The sequence below is a fragment of the Actinosynnema sp. ALI-1.44 genome (assembly GCF_001984155.1).
Classification (GTDB): Bacteria; Actinomycetota; Actinomycetes; order Mycobacteriales; family Pseudonocardiaceae; genus Kibdelosporangium.
Genome location: NZ_MTQO01000044.1, coordinates 116327 through 129966, shown reverse-complemented (window position 1 = coordinate 129966; position 13640 = coordinate 116327). Strand labels below are relative to the sequence as shown.

At 69.8% G+C, this 13640-nt stretch carries 1 protein-coding gene; it reads right to left on the bottom strand.

What is annotated here, in order from left to right; all coding sequences use genetic code 11:
• Positions 1-23 precede the first annotated feature (23 nt).
• Positions 24-13640, bottom strand: coding sequence for a hybrid non-ribosomal peptide synthetase/type I polyketide synthase (locus ALI144C_RS19235; protein ID WP_076988504.1), 13617 nt, complete (start codon positions 13638-13640; stop codon positions 24-26).

Here is a 13640-nt window from a genome sequence, read left to right as displayed (position 1 = left end):
CGCAGATACAGCTCCGGTCAGGTCTACGGCCTCGGCGTCCAGGCTCGTCCCTGGGGATCCGTCAGGCAACGGCCCAGCAGATCCAGGTAGTGCGCCTGCCATGACTTGACCGTGTCGGCGTCGAAGAGTTCGGTCGAGTACTCCACTTGCAACTTCAGGCCGTCGTCTGTCGGCAGGATCCCCCAGGCCTGCTCGGCCCTCGCCACGGGCAGGTCGATGTCCACCACGGGCGCTGGTTCGAGACCCTTCAGGTCCAGCGCGGGCATGCGGAGGTTGAACATGCTGAACAAGACCCGTGGCGGGTTGTTCGCGAACGAGCCACCGAGCGCCTCGTTGAGCACGGCGGACGGCACCGACTGGATCCGCAGGCGCTCGTGGATCGCGGCAGTGGCGCGCGTGACCAACTCGTCGAACGAGGTGGCGTCCGCGACGGGGACCACGAGCCACGAGGAGTTGCTGAACAGGCCGACGACGTTGTCGAACCGGGGATCCGTCCGGTTGGCGGCCCCGCACTGCGGGACCGCGGCTGCCACGCCCGTCAGTTCGTGGGCGAAGGCCGCGAAGCCGGCCAGCAGCACCGCGAACGGTGTCGTGTCGCGCTCGCTGGCCGCTCTCACCACCTCGTCGGCCAACGTGTTCGGCAGCGCCGTGGAGATCACCGCGCCCACGCGGCTCGGATGGTCCGATCGAGGACGGTCGGTGGGCAGCAGCAATGGTTCCGCGCCCAACCGCTTGGCCTGCGCGGCCCATGCCGCGATCGCTTCGCGCGTGTCCGGAGCGGCCAGGTGCTCCCGCTCCCAGCGCGTGAAGTCCAGGTAGTCCGTTGGCAGGTCCGCGAGGTCGGATCCGCCGCCGTACAGCTCTCCGAGCTCCTTGATGATCTGGGGCATCGACCAGCCGTCGATGAACCCGTGGTGGAACGCCAGGAGCAGTTCCGCGCGTTCGTGGGCCACGGTGAACAGCACCGGCCGGAACCCTGGCGCGTTGAGCAGGTCGAACGGCCGGGATGCCCAGTCGAGCACGGTCTCGTCCAACTCGTCCTCGGACACCGCGACCACCGGCAGCACCACCGGTTGCGGGACCAGCACTTCCTGGACCGCGCCGTCGTTGGCGTAGCGCGTACGCAGTTGTGGGTGCCGGGTGGCCAATGTCGTGAGGGCGGTCCGCAGGGCGGCTTGGTCGAGTCGGCCGCGCAACGCGAAGCGGGTCGCGATCGTGAGCACGTGCGGCGCGTCGCTGTGCTTGGTGACCTGGTAGGTGGCGGCTTGTCCGGTGCTGACTGGTGCGGTGGTCTCGACCTGTGTACCGGCGACTTTGCCCGCGATCGCGGTGATCGTCGGTGCGCGCAGGAAGTCCAGCACATCCAGCGGATGACCGAACTCGGCGTTGATCCGGTTCACCACCCGGATCGCGGTCAGCGAGTGGCCGCCCACCTCGAAGAACGTCTTGTCCACGCTCACATCGGTGAGTCCGAGCTCAGCGCACCAGATGTCGTGCAGCCTGCGCTCGACCTCGTTCGCCGGAGCGGTGCCGTTCGAGCTGTCGCCGCGCACAGGTTTGGGTAGCGCGGCACGATCGTGCTTGCCGTTCGCGTTCAACGGCAGCTCTGGGAGCAACGTCCAAACGGACGGGACCATGTACTCGGGTACGCGAACGCCCAGCGCGGCTCGGAGGTCGGATACGGTCACGTCCGGTGCGGTGGGCACGACGTAGGCGGCCAGCCACGGGGCTTCGTCGTCGGTGAACCCCCGCACGGCCGCGTCCCGCACTCCGGTCAGGTCGCGCAGTGCGAACTCGATCTCGCCCGGCTCGACCCGGTTGCCGCGGATCTGCAACTGGGCGTCGTTGCGGTGCAGGAACTCCAGTTGTCCGTCGGAGCGCCAGCGCACGACGTCACCCGTGCGGTACGCCCGGCTCCCGTCCAGATCGACGAACCGATCCGCCGTCTCCTCGGGCGCGTTGAGGTACCCCTTGGCCAGCTGGGCACCGCCGACGTACAGCTCGCCGGGCATGCCGACCGGCACCTGCCGCCCTGAGTCGTCGAGCACCCGAACCCAGGTACCGGGCACCGGACGCCCGATCGTCGGTGGCCCGTCGCCGTGGGCGGGCACGGCTGTCCAGGTGGACGCCACCGACGCCTCGGTGGGGCCGTAGATGTTCCACACCTGGAACGGTGTCGACTCCTGCGGACGGCGGTGCAACCGGTCGCCGCCCGTCATCAGGTGCCGCAACGAGACCTCCGGCGGCCACGGCAGATCGAGCAGCTGCTCGGCGACCGGAGTGGGCGCGGACATGATCGTGATCCCGTTGTCGACAATCCAGTCGCGCAGCCGCGCCGGATCGAGTCGCAGCTCCGGTGGGACGATGTGCAGGGGAGCGCCCGTACGCAACGCGGGCCAGACCTCCGTGCACGACGCGTCGAAGCCAGGGCTGCAGTACCAGCACATCCGGTCCGCCTCGGTGATGCCGAGGTCGCGGACGAACCAGCCGATCGTGTTGGCGATCGCGCGGTGCGGAACGACGCAGCCCTTGGGTTTACCGGTGGAGCCGGAGGTGAACAACACGTAGACGACGTCGTCCGGCACCACTGTGGACTCGGTGCCGGCCCCGGTCGGCAACCGGTCCATATGGATGGTCCGCAGGCCGGGCGGGAGCGCCTCGACGAGTGTCGAGTGCGTCAGGACAGTAGTGACGTTCGCTTCCGCGATCATGGTGGCGAGTCGTGCCGGTGGCTGTTCCGGGTCCAGGGGAACGTAGTACGCACCGGCGCGGAGCACGCCAAGGATCGCGGCGATCGCGTCGGCGCCGCGGGGCAGGTGGATGGCCACCGGAGTGCCTGCGGGCACGTCCAGTGCGGCGGTCACGGCGGCGGCCCGGTGGTTGAGCTCAGCACGGCTGACCGTGGTGTCGCCGTCCACGACGGCCACGCTGTCCACCGAGGACAGGCCGGAGTGCAGGACCGTCGGTTCGCACGGTGCCGGTCCGCCGTCCTGCCACTCGGCGAGCTGGTCGGCTGGTGCGAGTTCCCCGAGCGGCCGGTCCGGAGCGGCGACGACCGCCGTGAGCACCTGCTCGAACGTGGTCAGGATTCGTTGTGCGGTGACGGCGTCGAACAGGTCGGCGTTGTAGTTGAGCCGGCAGCGGATCTCGTCACCGAGGTTGGTCAGGAAGAGGGTCAGGTCCAGGGGTGCCCGGTCGACCGCCGCGTCGAGCAACGTGGCGCGCACGCCTGGCAGGTCCAGCTCGAAGGTAGCCTCGTTGTCGAACTCCACCGCGACATCGAACATCGGGTTGCGCAACGGGTCGATCGGCCCGCCCAGTGCGCGCACGATCTCCGGGAACGGCACCTCAGCGTGTTCCTGGGCGCCGAGGATCTGCTTGCGGGCGGCCACGACGAGGTCCGTGAACGACGCGTCGTCCGGCACGCCCAGCCGCAGCGGCAGGATGTTGACGAAGAACCCGACCGTGTGTTCCGCGCCTTGCGGCCGATGCGCGAACGGAGTGCCGATGACCAGGTCGGTTTCACCGGTGAGCTTGCCCAAGGTGGCACCGAACGCGGCGAACAGCACCATGAACTGCGTGACCCGGTTGCGGCGGGCCACCTCTTTGAGCTGGGTGCTGCCGACCGTCAGTCCGATCGAGGCGCCGCGACCGGATGGCTCGGGGGGCCGTGGCCGGTCGGTGGGGAGCGGCAGATCGCGCGGCGCACCGGCGAGCAGGTCGGTCCAGTAGGCCAACGCGGACTCGGGCACCGGCGGGTACGAGGGAAGCGCGGGCGCCGCACCCAGTTCAGGCGAGCTCCCCGCCAGCGCTGCCCGGTAGCAGGCGCCGATCTCGTTGGTGAGGATCCCGGCCGACCACGTGTCCACGACGAGGTGGTGCATGCGCAGCACCAGCAGATGACTGCGCTCGCCGAGGCGAACGAGCGACGGCTCGAACAGCGGGCCACGGGCCAAATCGAACGCTTGCTGGGTTTGTTCCGCGGCGACCCGCGCCGCCGCGTCGGCGACAGCGGTACCGAGGTCGTCGACGACAGGCAAAGCGATCTCGCGGGAGCGCAACACGACCCGTTTCGGCTCGCCGTCGACCTCGCGGAACACCGACCGCAGTCCTTCGTGCCTGGCCACCACGGCGTTCATCGCCTGGCGCAGCGCGGGTACGTCAAGCTCGCCGTCGAGCCGGACGAGCATGGTCTCGTTGTAGGTCGGCCGGTCGGGGAAGACCGTCTCGAGGTACCAGATCTGGCGCTCGGCCGGGCGCATCGGCCGGATCTCGGACTCCGTGGTGAACGCGGCACGCAGGCGGCTGATCTCCGGCAGCCCGGCGGTGATCCGGGCGGGTGTGAGGCCGAAGTCGATGAAGCAGGAGATCTCGTCGACGCCGAGTTCGGCGAGCCCGCGCACGATCGGTTCGCAGTCAGCCGGGCTGCCGATCAGCGCCCGGTCGACGCAGTACCGTTCGTACGCGCGCGAAAGCAGGTATTCGACGTCTTCCTCGGCGGTGTTCTCGAGGTCGATCGCGAATCCGAGACTGTTGGTGACCTGGCCGAACAGTGACAACGACGAGCGCAGGTAGGCGCAGAACGGACCGAACGCCTCAGCTCGAACCTCCCTGGTGTCCGCGCCGAGGTACGTGTGCAGCAGCAGCACGACCCGCCCGCCTGCCGGGTCGAGACCATGCTCGGCGCGAGTGCGGCGGTAGAGCGCGATGTTCCCGGCGAGCTGGTCGACACTCTGCGCCATCAGGTTCGTGATCACCCCGAGCCCGGCTTTCGCGGCCTGCCGGTAGCTGTCCGGGTTTCCGACGATCGCCGTGTAGAACTCGGGTTCCCGCTGGACGGGCCTCGGGAACAGGTGTACGTCCACCGGCTCGCCATTGCCCGCGGTGCGGGTCACGGACTCACCACGCCACAGCTGGCGGATGGTCTGCATACCTTCGTACATGGCCTCCCGGTGCCGGCCGTAGACGCCCGGTGCGAGCACGAAGTCCCGCGCGTGCCATCCGCTGGCCAGGCCGAGCGACACGCGACCGCCGGACAGGTTGTCCACAACGGACCATTCCTCGGCCACCCGGATCGGGTCGTGCAGCGGGAGAACGACGCTGCCCGAGTGGATGCGCACCCGGCTGGTCTGTGCGGCGATGGCGGCGGCCAGCACCGACGGGTTGGGGAACACGCCGCCGAACGAGTCGAAGTGCCGTTCCGGCAACCACACCGCGTGCATCCCTGTCCGGTCGGCGAACCGGGCGGCGGAGAGGATGGCCGCGTACTTGTCTCCGTCCAGGTCCTGCGGGTAGTCGCCGAAGAAGTAGAGGCTGAAGTCCGGCTTGGTCGGCGCCACGGCGGTCGTGCCGGGTGCACTGTCGGCGATTCGCGGCAGAGTCACCTGAGGTGCGGGAGCGGGCGTGGGGCGCCCTGGCAGGAAACCGCCTCTGCGCAGGTCGTACAGTGAATTGCGGACGGCGTCGGCCACGAAGTCCACATCGGATTGGGTGTGCGCCGTCGACAGGAAGAAGTTGCGCCACTCCCAGACGTGCACCCCCGACAGGACGAGGTGGTGGAACAGCAGCTCGAGGTTTCCCCGATGCGCGAACCGGAACAGCGAGCCGAAGTGGTGGATCGCGACCGGGAACTCCTCCGCGGCGAAGAACTCGTTGAGTGTCGCGGCGAGTCGTTCGGTGCGTGCGTTGAGCTGTTGCTGCAACTCAGGGCCCTGGTCGCGCAGCCATGTCAGCACGGCCCTCGCCGCGACCATCGAGACCGGGTGTTGGATGTACGTGCCGCCGAAGAACGTCGTGTCCCCGGTCGGCACGCTGTCGTCGCCGTACTGCCAGAAACCGCCGTCGACCCAGTCCATGATGTCGGCCCGGCCCGCGATGGCGCCGATCGGGTAACCGCCCCCGAGCACCTTGCCGTACGTGGCGAGATCGGCCTTGACTCCGAAGATGCCCTGTGCCCCTTGGAGATGGGGCCGGAAGCCGGTCAGCATCTCGTCGAACATCAGCACGATTCCGTAGTGGTCGCAGAGCTCCCGCAACGCGCGCACGAACTCCACCGGCTGCCGGTCGGGGTAGCGGCTCGGCACGGCCTCCACCACGACGGCGGCGATCCGGTCGGCGTGTCGCCGGATCACCTCGAGGCTGGCTTCGTCGCCGTACTGCAACACCATGGTCTCGGCCACAGCGGAATCCGGGATGCCCGGCGAGACCGGCACAGTCCGCAGCCGGTCGCCGTCCGGCACGGTCCGGCCCAGCACCGGGTCGAAGTGCCCGTGGTACGACCCGTCGAACGTGACGATCGTCGTCCGGCCGGTGTACGCGCGGGCGAGCCGGAACGCGGCGGAGTTCGCCTCCGTGCCCGTGGTGGCGAACGCCGCCCGGTCCAGTCCGGTCAGCTCGCAGATCAGCTCGGCGGCCTGTCCGGTCTCCTCACCTCGCGGGCCGAGACGCATCCCGTCCGCCAGGTACTCGCGCACCGCGTCCGTCACGAAACTCGGCTCGTGCCCGAACAGCAGAGCGCCGAAGCCCATCGTGATGTCGACGTAGGTGTTGCCGTCGACGTCCTCCAGGTACGCCCCCCGGGTCCGGCGTGCGGCGATCGGGTAGAGCAGTTCCTTGGTGACACGCCGGAATCCGACAACGGCCCGGCTGTCGGCGAGGGGACGCCGGTAGCGCTGGACGATCTGTTTGGATGTGGCCGTGCGGGCGGTGTAGCGCTGTACGAGGTCGTCGAGGTGGGCCTGCTGGCGTTCGTCCAGGCGACCGCCGGTCATGCCGGTCGACAGCCCGGACATGGGCCGCGGACCAAGCTGGACCGGGGCTGGTGGCGGCGCCGCGGACCGGCTGCCGGAGTCGGGAGCGTGCCGCTCGGGCTGGGGGTCGTGCTGGACCGGAGCGGGCGGCACCGGTGCCGGGGCGAGTTGACGACCGGACAGGACGGCGAGCTGCTCGGACATGATCGAGCTGAACCGGCCCATGAGGTCGAGCTGTTCGCGAACGACGGCCTCATGCCCGGCCAGGGCCACGGGCGCGGCTGGGACCGGTGTGGCAGGAGGAGGGGCGACCGCCAGCGGGGCAAGGGGAGTGGCGGCCGGTTGGGGAGCGGCGGCCACCTGGCGGGGTTCCGGCTCCGCCGGTGCGGGCTCGGTCTTCGCGGCCGGGTCCATCCGGTCGACGATCGTCGCGGTGAGCCGGGCCGGGGTGTCGACCTCCTCGAACAGTTCGCGCATCGCGACACGGACCCCGAACGTGACCTCCAGTTCGCGGACCATGTTGATCATCAGAAGCGAGTCCGCGCCGAGGTCGAAGAACGGGACGTCGGCGTCGATCCGTTCCGGTTTCTCGCCGAGGAACCGTGCGGTGAGGTCCCGGACCTGGCTGAGAACCATGTCAGTGAGATCGGTGGACACGGGCCTGGCCTCCGTGGCGTCGTCGACCCAGTGGCGGGTCAGCTGAAAGGGGTAGGTGGGCAGGGGAACTCGCCGTCCGCTGCCGAACGCGGCCCAGTCCACGTCGACACCGTGGCACCACAACGCGGCGACTCCGGGCACAGCTGTGTCAGATCCCCTGCGCCGCAGCGGAATCCAGGTACTTTCCGGCCACGCTTGGCCGAGCGCGGACAACACGCCCGACGGACCCAGTTCGACGAACGTGCCACAACCCTGCTCAGTCAACCGGTCCACAGCGGCTCGGTAGTCGCTGGTCTCCCTCGTGTGCCTGAGCACGTGGTCCGCGCCGAGCACGGTGCCGACCGGCAGAGCGCGGCCGCCCAGTCCGCTCATCACCGGCAGCCGCAACGGTTGCCAGTCCAGCGCGGCGGCCTGGCGGCCCAACTCCTCCAGCACCGGTTCGACCGTGGACGTGTGGAAGGCCCGGTCGACATCCAGCCGTCGGCACTCGATCCCGCGCGCGGCCAACTCGGTCTCCGCCTCGGCGACGACCTCGGGCGGGCCACCGAACACCACGTGACCGGGGGCGTTGCGCACGGCGAGTTCGAGACCTGGCAGTTCGTCGACGTCCGCGAAGACAGCGAGCAACGCGCCAGCGGCCGCCCGCTGGATCAACGCACCCCGCACCCCGGCCAGGTGCATCGCGTCTTCGACCGACAGCGCACCCGCCACACACAGCGCCGCGTACTCACCGGCGCTGTGCCCGACCACCAGGTCGGGTTCGACTCCCAGCGACGACAGCCACGCGGCTTGGGCGAGCTGCAAGGCGAGCAGCGCGGGCTGTGTCGTGGCCGTGGTCCACTCGTGGCCGTCGCCGAGCAACGGTCCGAGCAGGTCGACGCCCCAGGTCCGCTGGTGCTGGTCGGCGCACCGGCGTAGTGCATCGGCAGCCGCCGGATAGGCCATGAAAGCCTTGGCCGCCCCTGTGCAGTCCACGCCTTGCCCGGCGAACGCGAACACCACCTCGCCCGGATCGCGGCCCACCCCGGTCACCGAACCGCCGGTACGCAACGCGTCCGCGGCGTCCGCCGCGGTCTCACCCCATGCCACCAACCGATGCGGCAACTTCCGGCGACCCGAACCCAGCGTGGTCAGCACATCGCCCGCGGTCACGGCACCGCTTGCCACGGTCTCCGCCAACCGCCCGGCCAGTTCGGTCAACGGCTTGGGCCCTCGTGCCGACAACGGCACGATCCACGGCCCGTCTCCCTCGTGCCGCTCGATCGTCGGTGGCTCTTCGATCACCACGTGCGCGTTGGTGCCTCCCACGCCCAACGCGGTCACCGCGGCCCGGCGCGGACCCGGGACCGGCCATGGCCGTGCGGTCTCGGGAAGTACGATGGAACCCAGTGGCAGGGCGGGGTTCGGCGTGCGCAGATTGGCTTGCGGGGGTACGGTCGCGTGGCGCACGGCCAGGATCGCCTTGATCAGCCCGGCCATGCCCGCGCAGCTGTCGAGGTGGCCGATGTTCGGCTTCACCGATCCGACGAGCAGGGGGCCGGGGTACACCTGCCGCAACGCCTCGACTTCGATCGGATCGCCGAGAAGGGTGCCGGTGCCGTGCGCTTCGACGTAGCCGATCGTCGTCGGCTCGGCCTTCGCGGTGGCCAGCGCCGCACGGATGACCGCGGTCTGACCCGACACACTCGGCGAGGTGTAGCCGACCTTGGCCGCGCCGTCGTTGTTGACTGCGGACCCGAGGATCACCGCGTGCACGGTGTCGCCGTCAGCCAGCGCGGCCGACAGGGGCTTCAGCAGAACCGCTGCCACGCCGTTTCCGCCGACGGTGCCGTCGGCCTCCGCGTCGAACGCCCGGCACACGCCGGTCCGTGACAGGATCGATCCCTCCTGGTACCGGTAGCCGGCCAGGCGCGGTACGTGCATCGCGGCGGCGCCCGCGAGCGCCATGTCGGCATCCCCGGCGAGCAGCGCGGAGATCGCCGTGTGCACCGCGACCAGCGACGTCGAGCACGCGGTCCGCACGGACATCGCCGGTCCGGTCAGGCCGAGCCGGTACGACACCCTGGACGCCAGGAAGTCCGGTTCGTTGCCGATCGCCACCTGCAACGCGGTGAGCTGGTCGCCAGGGTCGGTGTCGGAGAGGTGTTCGCGCAGGTACGTGCGCAGTGAGTAGAGGTTCATCCCGCTACCGGCGTAGACCCCGACCCGCTCAGTCGTGCCCGCGTACCCGCCGTGTTCGAGCGCCTCGTGGCAGATCTGCAGGAACCACCGCTGCTGTGGGTCGATCAGCGCCGCCTCACCGGGGCTGATCGCGAACAGTTCGGCGTCGAAACCGGCGATGTCGTCGAGCGCGCCGGTCACCGGCACGAAGGCCGGATCGTCCACAAGAGACTCCGGCAGTCCTTCGGCGATCAGTGCCGCCCGGCCGAACCGCTGCGTGCTGACCGTGCCCGCGAGGAGGTTGGTCCAGTACTGGTCCAGTGTGGATGCACCGGGGAACCTCGCGGCGATTCCGATGACCGCGATCCTGCGGTCGGATTCGGTGTCGTGTCGCGAATTCGGCGCGGTCCGCGTGGCCTGGGCCGACAGGTGCCGCACCAGCGCGGACTCGGTGGGATGGCTGAACAGCGTGGTCAGCGGGAAGTCCTGGTCCAGTGCGCGCTGCAACAGCGTGTGCAGCCGCATCATCTCCAGTGACCCGATCCCGGCGTCGTAGAACGGTGTGTCAGCCGCGACACCGCCGGGCACCACCTCTCGCAACGTGTCCCGCACGATGCGTCCCACGCCGGCTCGATCCGGCACGGCCGCGGTCTCGGTCACCTGGATCGGAGCCGGTCCGACGGGGACCTCGACGCCGAAAACGTCCACAGCCGGAGCAGGGACGCCTTCCAGCGCACGAGGAGGCAGCAGGCGACGCGCCCGCGGATCGCCGGACGTGACGCCGATCAGCAGAGTTCCGGGCGACTGGCGCACTGCCGCCGTCAGCAACGCACGGCCCTCGTCGGAGGAGAAGCTCAGTATCCGGCCGCGGTTGACGGCTTCGTGATCGTCGCCGCTGTTCATGCCGGTGTTCCGCCACAGTCCCCACACCAGGCAATGCACCGGCAGGTCCAGGTGTTCGCACAGCGCTTCCAGGAACCGGTTGCCTGCCACGTACGCGCTCGCGTTGACCACCGGGAACCACGACAGCAGCGACGAGAACGCCACCAGCCGGCTGCCCGGTCTGGCTCGCAACACCGCCGCGACCGCCAGCGAACCCTCCACTTTGGCCCGGGTCTGCGCACGCCACCGGCTCGTCGAGATCTCGGTGAGCGGGGCCAGCTCGTGGTGCCCGGCCAGGTGGACAGCCCCGGCCAGTGTCGTGCCCCACGCTTGCTCCGCCTCGGCCACCGCCGCTTCCAGTGCGGCGCCGTCGGCGACATCCACCTGGGCGTACCGGACGTCAGGACCCAGGTCGCGCGCGGGCGCTCGCCCGACCACCAGCAACCGCACGCCCAGATCGGCGAGGATCGCACGGCCGACACCGCCTGATCCGCCGGTGACAAGCCAAGCCGACCCAGGCGGCAGCGCGGTCGGCCCCGGCTGCGGCGTGACCTTGGTCAGCGTGCGCACCAACGGTACGTCCCGCCATGCCACCACGGGTTCGCGGTGCGACCAGGTGAGCGCGTCGGCGAGGAGTTCCGGATCCCGTTCTCCGCCGGGCAAGTCGAGGTGCCAGGCCCGCACTCCCCGGTGTTCCAGTGCGAAGGCTTCGCAGATCGCCTCGGTCAGCGCGGCCGCGTAGCCGCCGGGTTCGGTGCCGTCGATCGCGTACCGGCCCCGGCCGACCGTGATCAACTCGCCGGTCCACCCGCGCTCGGCCAGTCCGTGGACCAGGGTGAGCGCCTTGTCCGAGCACGTGCTCACCTCCTGGCCCGGCGCCAGCACGATCCGGTCCGGCAGCGGGCCGGTCAACGCGTCCTGCCAGTTCCGGACTGTGCCGTCGGGCAACGCGCGACCCAGGTCGGAGTGCTCGGTCACCAGCAGTGCCGGTCCGGCCGAGCGGCCGCGCCGGAACGCGCGTGCCTTCCATTGTGGACGGTAGATGCCGTCCGGCATGGTGTGCGGGCCGGATTCGGCGAGTTCGACCGCGCGCAGCCAGCGGTCGAACTCCCCGCGCTGCAACCGCGCGCGCATCGCGACGCGCTGGATCTTCCCACTCGTGGTCTTGTCGAAGGAATCCTGATCCACGGCCACCAGGAGTACCGAGGCGAGGCCGAACCGCTCGGCGAGCGCGCGGCGGACTCCCCCGACCACCTCGGCGGAAATCGGTTCCGACGGCACGAACACCACGGCGAGCCGCTCGACCCCCTCGGGACCCGGCACGCCGAACGCGGCGACGAAACTCGGCGTCACACCGGCCAGCGCGCCGACCACGTCCTCGATCTCGTGGCAGTGGTAGTGCACGCCGTTGACGATGATGATCTCCTTGGCCCGTCCGGTGATCGTCACCGAGCCGTGCGCGACGAACGCGAGATCGCCCGTGTCGAACCAGTCACCGTCCGGGAAGGCCTCGGCGTTGGCCTCCGGGTTGTCGAAGTAGCCAGGGGTGACCCGCTCCGATCGGGCCTGCAGCCGTCCGATGTGGAGCTCGGGGAGCTCGGTCGTGCCGTCCGGGCCCGCGATCCGGTACTCCATGCCCGGTGCCGGGCGCCCCATGCTGAGGAACGTCGTCGAGCCTGCGACAGGCTCGTCGATCAGTTCCAGCGCCTGACCCGGTTCGGTCTGCCGCACGTGCTGTACCGCGTCCGGGCCGAAGTGCTGGTAGGTCGCCGCGGTGCACGTTTCGGCCATGCCCCACGCGAGCACCACCGTGTGCTCGTCGACGCCGTATTCGCGGACGGCGTCGACGAAGCGGGACATCACCGGCAGCGTGCACTGCTCGCCCGCGTTGGTCAGCGTTCGCAGTCCGCTCAGGTCCCAGTCCCGGCCCGGTCGCCGCGCCAGCGCGTCGGCCACCAGGCCGAATCCGAAGTTCGGCGACCAGCTGTGCTGTGCCGCGAAGTCGTGCAGCAAATCGAGCCACAGCAACGGGTCGGCGAGTACCGCCGAGGTCGGTACGTGTACGTTGTCGCAGCCGAGCACGACTGGACCGAGATGGAACATCACCACGCCGGCCACGTGATCCAGCGGCAGCCAGTTGACGAACACGTCACCGGTGCTCATGTGGCTGGCCGCACGCGCGCCTTGGGCGTAACGGATCAGGCCCCGGTGCGTGACCTGGATGACCTTCGACCGGCCGGTGCTCCCGGAGGAGAGTTGCAGCATGGCCACGTCGCCCGGCATCGGCTGGTGGATCTCGACCGGTTCGCTCGCCGCGCACTCGGCAACGTCGATCACGCGCAGATCGGCAAGACCTTGTGCGGCGGCGTAGTCCCGTAATGCGGTCACCGTTGCACCGCCGGACAACACAACCGGCTCGGACAAGTCCCGCCAGGCGTGTTCAAGCTTGTCGAGGACGGCCGTGCGGGTGTCGTATGTGGGCGACTGAGCTACCGCTACGGCACGGAAGCCGCCAAGCACGCACGCCCACAACGCGATGATGTGCTCAGTGATCATGGGGGAGTGCAGGATCACGGGATCACCGGGGCGCATCCCGGCCGCGCGGAGCCCACCCAAGGTGTGCCGTGCTTTCGTGAGCAGGCTCGGGTATGGCAGGAACGTTTCCGCCCCATCCTGGATGACCCGGACTCCCTTGTCCGGCGCGGCCTGCGCGGCCATCAGCAACGCGTCGACCAAGGTTTCGGGCGCGCCGTCGGGGATCGCCAACGCTTCCCCTTGGCACCGGGAGGAAGGGCCGTCGCTCGTGGCGGTGTAGGTGTCCGTGAGGCTTTGCGACGGGCCGTCCGACCAGGGCTTGGGCAGGTCGACCATGTCCCCGAGGTGCAGTCGGCCGGTCACCGGATTCGGCAGTGGAACCGCGCGCGGGTGGACCGACTCCGGCACAGGCAGGCGGCGCAACGCCTCCTCGTCCGGTTCGCCCCGGGCGTCCCGCGGGATCGCGGTCACCATGGAAACCAGCAGCGGCAACGGATCCGGATCGGCGGCGGCCAGCGCGTGAACTGCGCGTCGTGCCCGTTCGGGTGTGATGTTGTGTTCCGGTACCACGTAGGCGACGCGGTACTCGCGGCCGTCGTCGGCGATCCTGGTGAATACGGCCGCGTCGAGCACCATCGGGTGTTCGTCGAGAGACAC